13 protein-coding genes and 1 pseudogene are annotated in these 15,691 nt (G+C 63.9%); 3 read left to right on the top strand and 11 right to left on the bottom strand.

The genetic code is table 11. From position 1 onward, the window contains the following. Positions 1–37: 37 nt before the first annotated feature. The 5 genes from KZJ38_RS10250 to rimO all read right to left on the bottom strand — a co-directional run bounded on the left by KZJ38_RS10250 (position 38) and on the right by rimO (position 5,792). Positions 38–1,234 (bottom strand): cystathionine beta-lyase, encoded by a 1,197-nt coding sequence (locus tag KZJ38_RS10250; RefSeq protein WP_219799934.1) that lies wholly within the window; start codon positions 1,232–1,234, stop codon positions 38–40. Between the two features lie 60 nt (positions 1,235–1,294). Next, the gene (locus KZJ38_RS10245; protein WP_219799933.1) at positions 1,295–1,939 is read right to left on the bottom strand and encodes a hypothetical protein; all 645 of its coding nucleotides are present in this window, start codon (positions 1,937–1,939) and stop codon (positions 1,295–1,297) included. 71 nt (positions 1,940–2,010) lie between these two features. After that, positions 2,011–3,195 carry a beta-ketothiolase BktB gene (gene bktB, locus KZJ38_RS10240; protein WP_219799932.1) on the bottom strand — a complete coding sequence of 395 codons (1,185 nt, stop codon included), beginning with the start codon at positions 3,193–3,195 and terminating at the stop codon, positions 2,011–2,013. Positions 3,196–3,389: 194 nt separating this feature from the next. Further along, complete coding sequence (locus KZJ38_RS10235) at positions 3,390–4,328, bottom strand: sugar kinase (protein WP_219799931.1); 939 nt, start codon at positions 4,326–4,328, stop codon at positions 3,390–3,392. A gap of 3 nt (positions 4,329–4,331) precedes the next feature. Beyond that, entirely contained in the window at positions 4,332–5,792 is a 1,461-nt protein-coding gene (rimO, locus tag KZJ38_RS10230) for a 30S ribosomal protein S12 methylthiotransferase RimO (protein ID WP_425518339.1), read from the bottom strand. A 166-nt stretch (positions 5,793–5,958) separates the two neighbouring features. Here rimO and KZJ38_RS37100 point away from each other — a divergent pair. Beyond that, a pseudogene (locus KZJ38_RS37100) lies at positions 5,959–6,308 on the top strand (type II toxin-antitoxin system RelE/ParE family toxin). Further along, positions 6,301–6,636 (top strand): helix-turn-helix domain-containing protein, encoded by a 336-nt coding sequence (locus KZJ38_RS10220; protein WP_219799929.1) that lies wholly within the window; start codon positions 6,301–6,303, stop codon positions 6,634–6,636. The pseudogene KZJ38_RS37100 and the gene KZJ38_RS10220 overlap by 8 nt, the downstream one beginning before the upstream one ends. Positions 6,637–6,752: 116 nt before the next feature. Here KZJ38_RS10220 and phaR read toward each other — a convergent pair whose 3' ends face one another. The 6 genes from phaR to KZJ38_RS10190 all read right to left on the bottom strand — a co-directional run bounded on the left by phaR (position 6,753) and on the right by KZJ38_RS10190 (position 14,621). Continuing rightward, the gene (gene phaR / locus KZJ38_RS10215; protein ID WP_219799928.1) at positions 6,753–7,325 is read right to left on the bottom strand and encodes a polyhydroxyalkanoate synthesis repressor PhaR; all 573 of its coding nucleotides are present in this window, start codon (positions 7,323–7,325) and stop codon (positions 6,753–6,755) included. A gap of 145 nt (positions 7,326–7,470) precedes the next feature. Then, entirely contained in the window at positions 7,471–8,211 is a 741-nt protein-coding gene (locus tag KZJ38_RS10210; RefSeq protein ID WP_219799927.1) for a 3-ketoacyl-ACP reductase, read from the bottom strand. A gap of 170 nt (positions 8,212–8,381) precedes the next feature. Beyond that, positions 8,382–9,563, bottom strand: a complete 1,182-nt coding sequence (locus KZJ38_RS10205; protein ID WP_219799926.1) for an acetyl-CoA C-acetyltransferase — start codon at positions 9,561–9,563, stop codon at positions 8,382–8,384. Between the two features lie 178 nt (positions 9,564–9,741). Beyond that, a complete protein-coding gene (phaC, locus tag KZJ38_RS10200) occupies positions 9,742–11,556 on the bottom strand; it encodes a class I poly(R)-hydroxyalkanoic acid synthase (RefSeq protein ID WP_425518351.1) in 1,815 nt (604 codons plus the stop codon). A 759-nt stretch (positions 11,557–12,315) separates the two neighbouring features. Further along, the gene (gene pgeF, locus KZJ38_RS10195; RefSeq protein ID WP_219799924.1) at positions 12,316–13,152 is read right to left on the bottom strand and encodes a peptidoglycan editing factor PgeF; all 837 of its coding nucleotides are present in this window, start codon (positions 13,150–13,152) and stop codon (positions 12,316–12,318) included. After that, positions 13,149–14,621: an RluA family pseudouridine synthase gene (locus KZJ38_RS10190; protein WP_219799923.1), complete on the bottom strand. Its 1,473-nt coding sequence runs from the start codon at positions 14,619–14,621 to the stop codon at positions 13,149–13,151. The genes pgeF and KZJ38_RS10190 overlap by 4 nt, the downstream gene beginning before the upstream one ends. A 64-nt stretch (positions 14,622–14,685) precedes the next feature. Here KZJ38_RS10190 and KZJ38_RS10185 point away from each other — a divergent pair, with 64 nt between their 5' ends. Next, positions 14,686–15,552, top strand: coding sequence for an outer membrane protein assembly factor BamD (locus KZJ38_RS10185; protein WP_425518338.1), 867 nt, complete (start codon positions 14,686–14,688; stop codon positions 15,550–15,552). Positions 15,553–15,691: the final 139 nt, after the last annotated feature.

Genomic DNA, 15,691 nt, shown 5'->3' with positions numbered 1-15,691 from the left:
ATGGCCGCGTCATTTCGCGCGCGATTCAGCGCTGCTGTCAGCCGGCAAGCGCCTCAAGTGCACCGAGGCAGTGTTCGATATCCGCGCGCAAGTCCGCCTCGTCCTCGAGCCCCATGAAGAAACGCACCAGCGTACCGCGGTACGGCCATGCGGACGCGCTGCGCATCGACGCGACGTCGTACGGCATCACGAGGCTCGCGACCCCACCCCAGCTCCAGCCGATCGCAAACAGTTCGAGCGACTCGCAGAACGTATCGATCTGCGCGGCGCTGTAGCGTTCGTCGAACACGACCGAAAACAGGCCGCCGGCGCCAGTGAAATCGCGCTGATAGAACTCGTGGCCCGGGCAATCGGGCAGCGCGGGATGCAGCACCGCGGCGATCTCAGGGCGCGTCTTCAACCACCTGGCGAGCGAGAGCGCGGTGCGGTCGTGCTGCTCGAAGCGCACCTGCATGGTCGGCAGGCTGCGCAGAACCAGCGAGCAGTCATCCGACGAGACGCCTAGGCCCATGCGCATACGCGCCAGTTTCAGCTTGTGATGCAGCGCCTTGTCTGCCGTAATCGTCGCGCCCATCAGCACATCCGCACCGCCCGATTGATACTTCGTCAGTGCCTGCACCGAGATGTCGACGCCATGGTCGAACGGCCGGAACGCAATGCCCGCGGACCATGTGTTGTCGATCGCTGTCACGATGTTGTGCGCGCGCGCGACCGCCGTGATGGCAGGAATATCGGGCACTTCCATCGTCACCGAGCCCGGCGCTTCGAGCCAGATCAAGCGCGTGTTCGGCTGGATCAGATCGGCGATACGCGCGCCGATCATCGGATCGTAGTAGCGCACGGTCACGCCGAAGTCGCGCGCGAGCCAGTCGCCGTGATCGCGATTCGGGGAGTACGCGTTATCGGGCACGAGCACGTCGTCGCCGGACTTCACGAACCCGAAGTACACATTCGAGATCGACGACAGCCCCGACGGCTGCAACAGCGTGTGATTGCCGCCTTCGATCGCCGCGAGCCGCTGTGCGAGCACGATCGCGGTCGGCGTCGCGTGCAGGCCATAGCGCCACTGCGCGTCATTGCGCCAGTCGAGCGCACGCATCGTCGCGAGATCCGGGAAGATCACCGTCGACGCACGTGCAACCGGAACCGATAACGATTCGAAACCCGGCGTCAGGTCATCCTTTGGATGGACGATGCGTGTCTGCAAACCGTGTTTCGGAGGGGATTGGCTCATATTCGTTTTCCGCTGGGGTTTGACCGGCCGGGCTTTGCCGATCTGCTTTTCTCGTTGAAGTTATTCGCCAGTGCGCAGGTTGCTCACGCCGTTGACGGCCTGGCCGCCGGTTTGCGCGCCGCTTTGCTGCTGCGACGGCGTCGTTGCTGTTGGGGCGGCGGGCGCCGCTGCTGCGGGCGCTGCAGGCGCCGCGGGTGCAGTCGGCGGTGGTATGGCCGCCCCTGCCGCGAGCGGGCGCAAATCGAATTCCTGCGGGTTCGAGTCGTCGACGTTCATACGCTCGCCAGTCAGCGTGCCGTCGGCGGCGAACTTGCCGACCCAGTTGCCGGTGATATGCGTGCCGTCGTTCGACTCTTCGACTTCGAGTGTATCGTCCGTGCGGTCGCCGGCGATCAGGATCACCTCGCCGTTGTCGGTGAACTGATATTCGCCATGCACGCCGGACGGATCGTCGGTTTTCGGCCCGAGCCGCAACACGATCTGCCGCGCACCGAGCATGCCGGCGTAGCGCGGAAACTTCGCGAATTCGGCGCTCGGCTTCAGCGGCAACTGGATCGGCGGCGGCGCGGCCAGTTCCTTCACCGCATTGCTTTGCGCATGCGCCGCGGGCGCCATCGTTGCGCTCGCAACGACCAGCGCAACGGCGATCGTCCGGAGCGTGCCGCGCACGGTTGCGCGAATCTCATTCGGCTTCGTATGCTGCATTCGTGATTCCTGTGGTTCTTTCGTCATGCTTGCTTGTGCTGCGGTTGCGGTTGCGACTCGATGCAAGCGTTCTATACGCGCTCGAAGATCGCAGCAATACCCTGCCCGCCGCCAATGCACATCGTCACCAGCGCATAGCGGCCGCCGGTGCGCCGCAATTCATACAACGCCTTGACCGTCAGCAACGCGCCGGTCGCACCGATCGGATGCCCAAGCGAAATGCCCGAGCCGTTCGGATTGACCTTCGCGGAGTCGAGGCCCAGTTCGTTGCTGACCGCGCACGCCTGAGCCGCGAACGCTTCGTTCGCTTCGATCACGTCGAGATCCGCGACCGTCAGGCCGGCGCGCTCGAGCACCTTGCGCGTGGCCGGGACCGGGCCGATACCCATATACGCTGGATCGACGCCTGCATGCGCGTACGCGACGAGACGTCCGAGCGGCTCGATGCCGCGCTTTTCGGCGACGCCGCGTTCCATCAGCACGAGCGCAGCGGCCGCGTCGTTGAGGCCCGATGCATTGCCGGCCGTCACCGTGCCGTTCTCCTTCGCGAATACCGGCTTGAGTTTGGCGAAGTCTTCCGCTTTTGCATCGGTGCGCACGTGCTCGTCGGTGTCGAACACGGTCTCGCCTTTCTTCGCGGCGATCGTGAGCGGCAGAATCTGGTCCTTGAAATAACCGCCTGCGATGGCATGCGCCGCGCGGCGATGCGATTCGAGTGCGAGCGCGTCCTGCGCATCGCGCGTGATGCCGTACTTTTGCGCGACGTTTTCGGCGGTGACGCCCATGTGGACGGTCTGGAACGGATCGTTGAGCGCGCCGAGCATCATATCGACGACACGCGCGTCGCCCATGCGCTGGCCGAACCGCGCGGCCGGCATGATGTATGGCGCGCGGCTCATGCTTTCGGCGCCGCCGGCGAGCGCGATGTCCGCGTCGCCCAGCAGCACGCTTTGCGCGGCGGACACGACCGCCTGCAGCCCCGAACCGCACAGACGGTTCACCGTGAGCGCCGGTGCGTGCTGCGTCACGCCGCCCTGGATTGCCGCGACGCGTGCAAGGTACATGTCCTTCGGTTCGGTGTGGATCACGTTGCCGAACACGACGTGCCCGACTTCGTCGCCGGCCACGCTCGCACGCGACAACGCTTCGCGCACGACGCGCGCGGCCAGATCCGTCGGCGCGAAATCTTTCAGGCTGCCGCCGAAGTCGCCAATCGCCGTCCGTACGCCGCTTGCCACGATTACTTCACGTTGCATTGCTCGCTCCTCCTTCCTGATGGGCTTGATCCGGGTTCCGACCGATAGCAGCGAGCCCGCGCGGGGGATCGCTTTGCCGCTCAGTTCAGTTACCCGATTCAGTTGCGTCGCTTCCTCGCACAATCGCCCGTTGCAATCTCGTTGCGCGGCTTGTCGCGCGAGTTCGCGGCGCGCCATGCGCCGATGCCGCGCCACTACGCCGCAAGCAACTGCTCGACCGTCTCGCGATCGGGAATCGGCGCGACCGCGCCATAACCTTGCGTCGACAGCGCAGCCGCCGCGTTTGCGTAACGCGCCGCGGCAAATGCATCGTCGCCGGCCACGAGACGCGCGACGAACGCGCCGCCGAAGCAGTCGCCCGCGCCGGTCGCATCGACGGCGTTCACGAGCAGCGCCGGCACGACGCGACGCTCGTCGCGTGTCGCGATATACGCGCCTTCGCTGCCCAGCTTCATCGCGACGATGCGCGGCCCCTGCGCGAGCAGGAAGTCGACGATCTCGTCGCGGTCCGTCAGCCCCGTGAGCACGGTGACATCATCCCAGCTCGGCAGACAGATGTCGCATTGCCGTATCGCTTCGAGCATCACCGCACGCGCCCGCGCGAGCGGCCACAGCTTCAACCGCAGGTTCGTATCGAAGCTGACGCGCACGCCATGCGCGCGCGCATGCGCGATTGCGGCAAACGCCGCATCGCAGGCAGTGACGCTGATCGCAAGACTGATACCCGACAGATGCACGACCTTTGCCGCAGCAATCGTATCGAGCGGCAGATCGTGCGGCGCGTAACGGCTCGCGGCCGAACCCGCGCGCAAATAATCGAAATGATGCCCCGTCGAACCGTGCGACACGAAATACACACCGGTCGGCGCGCTTTCGTCGACGCGCACGCACGAGGTATCGACGCGTTCGCCGCGCCACAACTCGAGCAGCAACTCGCCGAACCGGTCGTTGCCCACCGCTGAGACGAAACCCGCCGATGCATCCTGACGCGCGGCCGCGATGCAGAAATTCGACGTGTCGCCGCCGAAGCCTTGCAGCCACGTCGGCAGGCCCGGCTGCGCCTGGTTGAATTCGATCATCGCCTCGCCGAGCGCGAGAATCTCGGGCGCCGCGGCGCGCGCGTCATTGGCCATCGCTCAGACCTCGCCCCACAGATCGTGGCCGTCCGCGCCCGTGATCTTCACCGAAACGAAATCGCCGACCTTGTAGCGCTTCGACGCTTTCGTCGTCGGCGCGATATAGACGACGCCGTCGATTTCCGGCGCATCGGCGGCAGTGCGGCCGATGCCGCCGTCTGCATTGATTTCGTCGACGAGCACCTTCAGCGTCTTGCCGACCTTGCGCGCGATGCGCTTCGCGGAGACCTGCTCGGCCACTTCCATAAAGCGCGCGCGGCGTTCCTCGCGCACCGCGTCGGGCAGCGCACCGTCGAGTTCGTTCGCGCTCGCGCCTTCGACCGGCGAATAGGCGAAGCAGCCGACGCGGTCGAGTTCCGCCTCGCGGATAAAGTCGAGCAGCGTTTCGAACTGCGCTTCGGTTTCGCCTGGAAAGCCCGCGATAAACGTGCTGCGGATCGTCAGATCGGGGCAGATGTCGCGCCATGCGCGCACGCGCTCAAGCACCTTCTCCGCATTGGCCGGGCGCTTCATGCGCTTCAACACCTCGGGATGCGCGTGCTGGAACGGCACGTCGAGATACGGCAGCACGTGGCCTTTGAACGGCCCTTCGGCCATCATCGGAATCACTTCGTCGACGCTCGGGTACGGATAGACGTAGTGCAGCCGAACCCATGCGCCGTACTGCGCGGCGAGTTCACCGAGCGCGGCGACGAGATCCGTCATGCGCGTCTTGATCGGCTTGCCGTTCCAGAAGCCGGTGCGGTATTTGACGTCGACACCGTACGCGCTCGTGTCCTGCGAAATCACGAGGAGTTCCTTGACGCCGGACTTGAACAGATTTTCCGCTTCGAGCATCACCTCGGCGACGGGGCGCGACACGAGATCACCGCGCATCGACGGAATGATGCAGAAGGTGCAACGGTGATTGCACCCTTCGGAAATCTTCAGATACGCATAGTGCCGTGGCGTGAGCTTCACGCCGGCCGCGGGCACGAGATCAACGAACGGATCGTGCGGCTTCGGCAAGTGGCTGTGCACTGCCTGCATCACCTCGCCGACCGCATGCGGACCGGTTACCGCGAGCACTTTCGGGTGCACTTCCTCGATCAGGCCCGACCCACTCGCGCTTTTCTTCGCGCCGAGACAGCCGGTCACGATGACCTTGCCGTTTTCGGTCAGCGCTTCGCCGATCGCATCGAGACTTTCCTGCACCGCTTCGTCGATAAAACCGCACGTATTGACGACGACGAGGTCGGCGCCGTCATACGTGCCGGAGATCTCGTAACCTTCGGCGCGCAGTTGCGTAATGATCTGTTCGGAATCGACCAGGGCTTTCGGGCAGCCGAGGGAGACAAATCCTACCTTCGGCGTTGCCGATGGCTTATTCCCGGGCTCTGTGGGGTTTGTATTGGCGTTCAACTTATTACTTCCGGACGAGGGGCGAAAAAATCGCCGCGTAGAGAGACTGGCTGTCCGCATTTTACCCGCAGCGGCAGTTGCCAAAGGACAGAGTTCAAATGAGTCAGCCCGTTTTCCCCACAGTCGCCCCCGTCGCTTTCTCCGCGGTTGCCCCGGCCGCTTTCCCCCATTCGCTGTTCCGCACGCAGGGCTTGTGCGTGGATAGCAAATTTGCTAATATTTGCCTATGACCTGGAACGTCGTTTATTTCAATGACCAGGTCAAACGCGAAGTCTTCGAACTGCCTGATGGAATTCTCGCCGGCTATCTGCGGCTGGTGGACATCATGGAAGAGTTCGGCGCGGATTTACGTATGCCGCACTCGCGTGCGATGGGCGACGGTCTGTTCGAGTTGCGTCCGCGTGGCGAGGAGGCATCGGGCGCGTGTTTTACTGCATGCATGTGAACCGGCAGGTCGTCGTTCTGCATTCCTTCGTCAAGAAAACGCAGGAAACACCACGCAGCGAATTGCGCAAGGCTCGCAAGCGTTTAAAAGAAGTGCAACGTTTGAAGAAGGAGGTATCACACCATGGCTAAGGCAACCGCGCAACGCGGCAGCAATCCTAACGGGTTCGAGCCGGTCGCTCACACGAAGGCCGACACGGAACGGCTGCTCGCCAGGCCCGATGTGCGCGCCGCATACGACGCGCTCGAAGACGAATACTCGGCGCTGCGCGTGCTGCTTTCGGCGCGCCGCGAAGCCGGGCTCACGCAGGCGGAAATCGCCGAACGCATGGGAACCACCGCATCGGCCGTGTCGCGGCTCGAAGCGTCGCTTTCGAGCGAAAAGCATTCGCCGTCGTTCGCTACGCTGCGCAAGTACGCGGCCGCATGCGGCAAGCGGCTCGTCATTTCGTTTGCTTGACGGCGTCGCCGCTGTGAAGGCATCTCCGTTGAGGCATGCACACAAGCCTGCGCCGGCACGCATCATCCTCGTGCGGCGCCGGCGCGGTCCGCTTGCCTCTCCGCTAATTGCCCCGCTTACTTCTTCTCCGGCTCCGGGTTCGGCGTGGCCTGCGTGAACGGGAACGAACTGAACATCGTCTTGGCCTGGTTCTGCATCTGCTCCTGCATCTGCACGAACATGTTCTTCGACTGCTCGATGTAGCTCGTCATCATTCCCTGCATCATCGGCGCCTGCATGTTCATGAACTGCGACCAGACCTCGGGGTTCATCGTCTTGCCTTCGTAGAGGCCCTTCGACTGGTCCGCGAGCTTGTTCTGGATGTCGATGAACGCCTGGATGTTCTTTTCCAGGTACGTGCCCATCATGCCCTGCATCGCGTGACCGTAGAAGCGGATGATCTGCGACAGCATAATCGACGAGAACATCGGCAAGCCGCCGCTCTCTTCCTCGAGAATGATCTGCAGCAGGATGCTGCGCGTCAGGTCTTCGTTGCTCTTGGCATCGATGACCTTGAATTCCTCCTGATCCAGCACCAGCTGCTTGACGTCGGTCAGCGTGATATAGGTGCTGGTCTCCGTATCGTACAGTCGACGGTTCGGATATTTCTTGATGAGTCGTTCGGCTGTTTTCTTTGTAGTAGTGGTCATGTAACGCCTTTGAGCGCCAATGCAGCGCGGAAACGGCGCCTCTCACATGCAACGCAGCACAACACGGCTACGGCCTGCGCAAGACGCCGCCAGACACACCTGAAACCACGGTCCCCTGCTCCTGCGAGCGGGCAGAACGCGTGGATCAGCCCATATGCAGGCCGCCGTTCAACGAAAAATCGGCGCCTGTTGCAAAGCCGGATTCCTCGGAAGCCAGCCACGCGACGATCGACGCGATTTCATCCGGCGCGCCAAGACGGCGCACCGGAATCGTCGCGACGATCTTCTCCAGCACGTCGGGGCGAATCGACTTCACCATGTCCGTGCCGATGTAGCCCGGCGAAACGGTATTGACCGTCACGCCCTTCGTGGCCACTTCCTGCGCGAGCGACATCGTGAAGCCGTGAATGCCGGCCTTCGCGGTCGAATAGTTCGTTTGTCCGAACTGACCCTTCTGGCCATTCACCGACGAGATATTGATAATGCGGCCCCAGCCGCGCTCGACCATGCCGTCGATGACCTGCTTCGTGACATTGAAGAGGCTCGTGAGGTTCGTGTCGATCACCGCGGTCCAGTCTTCGTGCGTCATCTTGCGGAACACGACGTCGCGCGTAATGCCCGCATTGTTGACCAGCACGTCGATCTCGCCGCACTCGGCCTTGCACTTGTCGAACGCGGCTTTGGTCGAATCCCAGTCGCCGACATTGCCTTCCGAGGCGACGAAATCGAAGCCGAGCGCCTTCTGGTCTTCGAGCCATTTCGTGCGGCGCGGCGAGTTCGGGCCACAGCCGGCGATAACCTTGAAGCCCTGTTTATGCAGGCGTTGGCAGATGCCGGTGCCGATGCCGCCCATGCCGCCTGTTACGTACGCAATTCGCTGTGACATAAATCTGACTCCATTATCGTTTGCGGAAGCGCCGGCCGGCGGCCTCCTGCTTGCATGGCTACTCCCTGCTCACCACCGTGCCGCCGGCGGGCTGACCGGCTGACCCGAATCCGGTGGTGACCCGCGCCGGCGGCCACGCCTTTTGCGTGCCGCCGCCGACGCTCACTGCATCAGGGGCGCTCGACGGCGAGCGCCACCCCCATTCCACCGCCAATGCACAGCGACGCGAGGCCGCGTTTGGCATCGCGCTTCTGCATTTCATGCAGCAATGTGACGAGCACGCGGCAGCCCGATGCGCCGATCGGGTGGCCGATCGCGATCGCGCCGCCGTTCACGTTGATCTTCGACGTGTCCCAGCCCATCTGCTTGTGCACGGCCAGCGCCTGTGCGGCGAAGGCTTCGTTGATTTCCGCGAGGTCGAGGTCGTTGATGCTCCAGCCCGCGCGCTCGAGACAGCGGCGCGACGCCGGCACCGGACCCATGCCCATCACCTTCGGATCGACGCCCGCATTCGCGTAGGCCTTGATGCGCGCAAGCGGGGTGAGGCCGAGCGCTTCGGCCTTCTTCGCCGACATCACGACGACCGCCGCGGCGCCGTCGTTGATACCCGACGCGTTGGCGGCCGTCACGCTACCTTCCTTCGAAAACGCGGGCTTGAGGCCCGCCAGCGCTTCGGCCGTCACGCCATGGCGCACGAATTCATCGGTAGCGAACGAAAGCGGATCGCCCTTCTTTTGCGGAATCTGGATCGGCACGATTTCGTCGTTGAAACGGCCCGATTTCTGCGCGGCTTCTGCCTTGTTCTGCGAAAGCGCGGCGAACGCGTCCTGCTGCTCACGCGTAATGCCGTACTCCTTCGCGACGTTTTCGGCGGTCATGCCCATGTGGTACTGGTTGTACACGTCCCACAGGCCGTCATAGATCATGGTGTCGATGAGTTTGGCATCGCCCATGCGGAATCCGTCGCGCGAATTCGGCAGCACGTGCGGCGCCGCACTCATGTTTTCCTGGCCGCCCGCCACGATGATGTCCGCATCGCCCGCGATGATCGCGTTGGCCGCGAGCATCACGGCCTTCAGGCCCGAGCCGCACACCTTGTTGATCGTCATGCCGGGCACTGCCGTGGGCAGGCCCGCCTTGATCAGCGACTGGCGCGCCGGGTTCTGGCCGGAGCCGGCCGCGAGCACCTGGCCCATGATCACTTCGCTGACCTGCTCGGGCTTCACGCCCGCGCGTTCGAGTACGGCGCGAATCACCGTGGCGCCAAGTTCAGGCGCGGGAATCTTCGCGAGCGAACCGCCGAATTTGCCGACGCCCGTACGGGCCGCCGATACGATCACTACGTCAGTCATTTCGATTTCCTCCGGTACCGCGGCGCTTGTGCTTCAAGTGCCGCAACGTGCCGTCAAGTTAAAGATCCGCTCAGTCGTCTACTGCTTCCCGTGCCTGGCGCCGTGGCGCGGGTCGTGCCAGCGTCTTGCCGGCAGGACGCACGCCGCGTCAGGCATCAACACACATGCTGCTCAGGCGCTACTCGCGTTGCTGTACATAACGCCCCGGCGCCGGTTCGATCACCGGAAATTCGGCCGAACCGGCCTCGGCGCGCGGCTTCACTTTCTTGCCTGCGTACTGGTCGAGCCATGCGGTCCATTCGGGCCACCAACTGCCCGGCGTTTCCGTTGAACGTTCGAACCAGTCGCTGGCGCTGCCGGGCAAGGTCTTTTCGTCGCCGCTCACGACCCAGTAGCTGCGCTTTTTCTTCGCCGGCGGGTTGATCACACCGGCAATATGACCGGACGCGCCGAGCACGAACTTGAGCGGACCCGTGAGCAGCGGCACCGAGGCGTACGCGGTTTGCCACGGCACAATATGGTCTTCGCGCGAGCCATAGATAAACGTCGGCACATCGATGCGCGACAGGTCCACCGGCTCGCCGCACACCTTCAGTTTGTTCGGCTCGCGCAGGCTGTTCTCGAGATACGTGTTGCGCAGATACCAGACGTACATCGGGCCCGGCAGGCTCGTCGAATCGCTGTTCCAGTACAGCAGATCGAACGGCATCGGCGTGCGGCCCTTCAGATAGTTGTCGACCACGTAGTTCCAGACGAGGTCGTTCGGCCGCAGGAACGAAAACGTGTTGGCGAACTCGAGACCGCGCATGAGTCCGGGCGGCGTGCCGTTCTTGCCGCCGATGGTCTGCTCGCGCATTTGCACATGCGCCTCGTCGACGAACACGTCGAGTACGCCCGTATCGCAGAAGTCGAGCATCGCGGTGAGCAAGGTCATCGACGATGCCGGATGTTCGCCGCGCGCCGCCGCCACCGCGAGCGCCGTGGCGAGCATCGTGCCGCCGACGCAAAAGCCGAGCGTATTGATCTGCTCGCGCCCGCTGATCTGCCGCACGGTGTCGATTGCGCTGAGCACACCTTCTTCGATGTAGTCGTCCCACGTCTTGTGCGCAATCGACGTATCGGCATTGCGCCACGAAATCAGGAACACCTGATGCCCCGCTTCAAGCGCGTGCGCAACGAGCGAGTTGTCGGGCTGCAAGTCGAGGATATAGAACTTGTTGATGCACGGCGGCACGATCAGCAGCGGCCGCTCGCGCACCGACGCGCCGAGCGGCTTGTACTGAATGAGCTGGAGCAGATCGTTTTCGAAGACGACCGAGCCTTCGCTCATCGCGAGATTCTTGCCGACGACGAAACGCGACTCGTCTGTCTGCGAGATCTTGCCGCGCTGCATATCGGCCAGCAGATTCATGACGCCCTGCCGCAGACTTTCGCCGTGGCTTTCGAGCAGCGTTTTTTGCGCTTCCGGATTCAGCGCGAGGAAGTTGCTCGGCGAGGCGGCGGCCGTCCATTGCTGTACGGCAAAGCGAATGCGTTCGCGTGTTTTCGGATCGGTGTCGAGCGCGTCGACGAGTTCCTGCAGATAGCGCGCGTTCAGCAGATACCACGCGGCCATGTAGGCGTAAATCGGCGTCGCCTTCCATGCATCCGCGCTGAAACGGCGGTCCTTCAGTTCGGGCGCGCTGGACGAAGCCTGGGTGGCCTGCTGGAACAGCTGCATCGCATCGCGCGAGTAGTCGCTCTGCAACTGCTGAAGACGTTCAGGCGGAATGGCCGCGGTGGGCAGCTTCATACCCGCGAACGCGGTGAAAGGCTGCATCAGCGGCTTCGTCAGTTCGGGGCCAAACGGCTGCTGCGCGGCTTTCGCAAACGGCTCGGCAAACTGCCGGGCGAATTGTTCCGCGAATTGCGGCATGCCTGCGCTTGCCTGCGTGAAATCGGGCAACCCCGCCGGCCACCCTGCGGGCATGCCGGCCGGCCAGCCCGCGGGCATTCCCGGCAGACCCGCAGGCATACCCGGCACCGCAAACGGATTGCCGTTCGCAGCGGCCGGTGCACCGATTGAACGCCATGCGTTCAACCATGCATCGAATAACTGTTGAACTCCGGCGGCATTCGCGTCCGGCTGCGCTTGCGTGCGATCCGATGAAGTTTGCGTGCGTGAGGATGTCGAGGAGTGTTGAGCTGCCACCATACCTGCTTGTACCGGTGAGTCCTCGCGGACGGTTGAGAGGCAGGTGCCTTCGTGCATAGGCGGCAAAAACGCTCGCGGCCGCTTACGCCCTGTCCCATTGTTGGGGAACATTCTTGCGCCCCACTGCAAGGCATGTCAATGCTTGATCCCGATTTTGCCGCACTGCGATATTTTTTTCATTATCGTTTTCCCCATGTAAGGGAACGTGCGTTCGCAAGCGCCCTACAAACGTCGTCCGAATCCGACAACGCGCCCGAGATATCAGGGTTTTCCGGGAGTTGGCGGCGCCTTTCTGCTACGTCGAAGACAGCCTTTGCCGTCGGACACGCCGCGATGTCTGAAGGTTTCCGCAGCGCAGCAAATATACCGCGGCGACGCGCAATCTCCGGGCTTTTGCTGCAGCAGCAATTGGCGATGCGACAAACGGCATCCGATGCGTTGATGCCCGGTCATGGAACCGATGAATGCGATTCGCGTTTGCGGCGGCTTTGCGTGGTCAGCCGGGCGTCGCTGGCAGCCGTGCGCAGCAAAATGCAGACCACGCGGCACGGCAAATGCTCAACGCGCCAGCCAGATCAGCGCGGCCATGCGGCCCGTCACGCGATCGCGCCGATACGAGTAGTAACGATCGCGCTGCGTGAAGGTGCACTGGTCGCCACCCGTCACCTGTGCGATGCCGAGTTGCGCGAGCCGCTCGCGCGCGAGCGCGGGCAAATCGGCAAGGTATTTACCGGGAACACCGGTACGCGGCACAAACGCGCGCGCGATCGTGCCGCGACGCGCGGCGGACGCCGTGTCGACGAATGCGTGCAGCACGTCGTCCCCCACTTCGAACGCGGAAGGCCCGATGCAGGGCCCCAGATACGCATGCAAGGCGGATGGCTCGATGCCCGCCAGCGCGGCGACGCGCTGCGCCGTGTTTTCAACGACGCCCGCGGCCAGCCCTCGCCATCCCGCATGCGCGGCGCCAACCGCACGGCCGGCCGGATCGCACAGCAGAACCGGCATGCAGTCCGCAATCATCACGAGCGATACGGTGCCGGGCCGGTCGGTCACGCTGGCGTCGGCGCTAATCGCTGCGCCGCCCGCGCGTGCGTTGTCGAGCACATCGTCAGCACTCACGACTTGCGCGCCGTGCACCTGCTGAAGCCACGCGGGCTCATCGATGCCTGCAAGCGCACGCAGCCGCGCGCGATTCTCTTCGACATGCGCGGGATCGTCGTCCGTGCGCCGGCCGAGGTTGAGGCCGCCGGGCTGATCGGCGTCGTCGCGCCATCTGCCGTACGGCGGCAAGCTCACACCGCCGTTGCGCGTCGTGACAAGCGCGCGGACTTGCGGCGCGACGCGCCAGTCGGGTTGCAGCACATCGGCGAGCGTCAGGTCAGGGACGTTCATCGGCGGTGATCCTTGTTCTTGTGGCGCGGGTCGCCGCGGTCCGCGTGAGTCGCGTCGCGCGGGGCTGTGCGTCCTTCTTCGTGGCGGACTTCGCGCGCGGCTTCGATATCGGGATCGCGACCGGCTTCTGCGTTCTGGTCGACATCCGCGTCGGCGGTATTGTCTTCGCCCTCTTCGTCCTCTTCATCGAAACCGGCTTCAGTGTCGCTGTCGTCTTCCATCGCCTCGATGTCGTCATCATCGGCTTCGCCGGCTTCGAGCGACATCGGCTCGTAAGCGGTATCGTCGCCGAGATACGCGTCTTCGTCGAAATCGTCCGCTTCCTCGCGGTTAAAGCCGAGTGCCTCGCATAACGCCGCCAGATCGTCAGGCACGTCGGCGCGCCATTGCATGGTGCGGCGCGTCTCGGGGTGAACGAGGCCGAGGCGCCACGCATGCAGCGCCTGACGCGCGAAGCCGCCCGGCAGCGGCGTCACCGAACGCTTGCCGCGCGCGCGTCCATACACAGGATCGCCAAGCAGCGGGTGGCCCGTATGCGCGCAATGCACGCGAATCTGATGCGTGCGCCCGGTTTCGAGATCGCAGTGAATCGCCGTCACAGGCTGCCGCTCCCACACGACCGTGGCCACGCGCCGGAAGTGCGTGCGCGCAGGTTTCCCGGACGCGCCCGTGACCACCGCCATGCGCGTACGCTCGCGCGGATCGCGGCCGATCGGCGCGTCGATCGTGCCTTCTTCGGGCATGCCGCCCCAGACCAGCGCGACATAGCGGCGCTTGACCGTGCGCGCCTGCAGCTGCCGCACGAGATCGGTCTGCGCGGCCAGCGTGCGCGCGACGACCATGAGCCCCGAGGTCTCCTTGTCGAGCCGATGCACGATGCCCGCGCGCGGCAGGCCCGCCGCGGCGTCGCCGTAACGATGCAGGAGGCCGTTGAGCACGGTGCCGCTCCAGTTGCCGGCCGCCGGATGCACGACGAGTCCCGCGGGCTTGTTGATCACGACAATCGTCTCGTCCTCGTAGACGATTTCGAGCGGCACGGGTTCGGGCGTGAAGGCAAGCTGCTCGGGCAGCAGATCGGGCACGAGCTCGATCGTCGCGTTGAGCGGCACGGGCTGGCGCACCTTCGCCGGCTTGCCGTCGACGTGCACGCGCTGTGCTTCGATCCAGCTTTGCAGCCGGCTGCGCGAGAACTCGGGGAAGACTTTCGCGAGCACCTTGTCGAGCCGTTCGCCCGCCAGTTCGGGCGGCACGGTCACGATGCGCGGCGCTTCGTCCGCTGCCGCGCCGTGTCCGGAAGCGGCGGAAATCGCCGTGGCCGATGCGTCGTCCGCGGCGAATTCGTCGTCGCGCATGGAGGAACTGTCGGACGTGTCAGATGTCGCTGCGTCGGAGCGTCCTTCGCATCGGCTATAATCTTTGTCGCTATTCCGTGTGCCGGCTGCGGCGCGCGGAGTATGAGAACGGGTCATCGAGACTGGTTACCTGACGTAAAGCGCTTGACGTGAAGCTGGACTGAGAATGCGAGCCTTGAACATGATTACTCAAATGGCCCAATACGCGGCGGCCCTAAGCGGGGCAAAGCGCCTGACCCGACGCGCCGCCGGAAAAGCGGCCCGAACCATTGCGTGCCTGTGCGCGGTCGCGCTTGTCGCAGCGTGCCACGGCCTGCCCGAGAAGACCGACGAAACGGCAACGTGGACAAACAATAAATTATATAACGAGGCGCAAGACGCCTTGAGCGGCGGCGACTGGGGCAAGTGCGCGAAGTATTTCGAAGCGCTCGAGGGTCGTGACCCATTCGGCCACTTCGCCCAGCAGGCGCAGATCAACGTGGCGTATTGCGACTGGAAAGACAGCGAAACGGCCGCGGCCGACCAGGCCATCGACCGCTTTATCCAGCTTCACCCGGATCACCCCGATATCGCTTACGCGTACTACCTGAAGGGCATGATCCACTTCAACGACGACCTGGGCCTGTTCGGCCGGTTCTCCGGTCAGGACATGAGCGAGCGTGATCCGAAGTCGCTGCGCGAGTCGTATGACGCGTTCAAGGTCGTCGTCGACAAATACCCGAAAAGCAAGTACGCGCCCGATGCCGCGCAGCGCATGCGCTATATCGTGAACGCGCTGGCCTCGCACGAAGTGCATGCGGCCGACTACTACTATCGTCGCGGCGCGTATGTGGCTGCGATCAACCGCGCGCAACTCGCGATCAAGGAATACAAGAACGCACCGGCCATCGAAGACGCACTGCATATCATGTGGCTGTCGTACGAGAAGCTCGACCAGCCGCAACTCGCCGACGATACGAAACGTGTGCTCGCGGGCACGTTCCCCGATAGCCCGTACATCACGGGTCATGCGCGTCCAGGCAAGGAAAAGTCGTGGTGGCAGTTCTGATGCCGCCACGCTGACATCGACGCTGAGCGGTGACCCCACCGCGCGTCATATGCCAGATGAAAAAACGCCACGGCATGCCGTGGCGTTCTTGTTTGCAGCCTCTGGGCGAACCGCGGGGGCGAACCCACGGCCCCACATC

The organism is Paraburkholderia edwinii (assembly GCF_019428685.1).
Classification (GTDB): domain Bacteria; phylum Pseudomonadota; class Gammaproteobacteria; order Burkholderiales; family Burkholderiaceae; genus Paraburkholderia; species Paraburkholderia edwinii.
This window is presented reverse-complemented; position numbering and strand designations above follow the sequence as displayed.

Bases quoted from the DNA above. Each gene is read 5' to 3' on its own strand.
- KZJ38_RS10220 (WP_219799929.1), top strand. From the start codon at position 6,301: ATGGCTAAGGCAACCGCGCAACGCGGCAGCAATCCTAACGGGTTCGAG.
- KZJ38_RS10235 (WP_219799931.1), bottom strand. From the start codon at position 4,328: ATGGCCAATGACGCGCGCGCCGCGGCGCCCGAGATTCTCGCGCTCGGC.
- KZJ38_RS10250 (WP_219799934.1), bottom strand. From the start codon at position 1,234: ATGAGCCAATCCCCTCCGAAACACGGTTTGCAGACACGCATCGTCCAT.
- phaR (WP_219799928.1), bottom strand. From the start codon at position 7,325: ATGACCACTACTACAAAGAAAACAGCCGAACGACTCATCAAGAAATAT.
- KZJ38_RS10210 (WP_219799927.1), bottom strand. From the start codon at position 8,211: ATGTCACAGCGAATTGCGTACGTAACAGGCGGCATGGGCGGCATCGGC.
- bktB (WP_219799932.1), bottom strand. From the start codon at position 3,195: ATGCAACGTGAAGTAATCGTGGCAAGCGGCGTACGGACGGCGATTGGC.
- KZJ38_RS10205 (WP_219799926.1), bottom strand. From the start codon at position 9,563: ATGACTGACGTAGTGATCGTATCGGCGGCCCGTACGGGCGTCGGCAAA.
- KZJ38_RS10190 (WP_219799923.1), bottom strand. From the start codon at position 14,621: ATGACCCGTTCTCATACTCCGCGCGCCGCAGCCGGCACACGGAATAGC.
- pgeF (WP_219799924.1), bottom strand. From the start codon at position 13,152: ATGAACGTCCCTGACCTGACGCTCGCCGATGTGCTGCAACCCGACTGG.
- phaC (WP_425518351.1), bottom strand. From the start codon at position 11,556: ATGCCCGCGGGCTGGCCGGCCGGCATGCCCGCAGGGTGGCCGGCGGGG.
- KZJ38_RS10185 (WP_425518338.1), top strand. From the start codon at position 14,686: ATGATTACTCAAATGGCCCAATACGCGGCGGCCCTAAGCGGGGCAAAG.
- KZJ38_RS10245 (WP_219799933.1), bottom strand. From the start codon at position 1,939: ATGCAGCATACGAAGCCGAATGAGATTCGCGCAACCGTGCGCGGCACG.
- rimO (WP_425518339.1), bottom strand. From the start codon at position 5,792: ATGCGGACAGCCAGTCTCTCTACGCGGCGATTTTTTCGCCCCTCGTCC.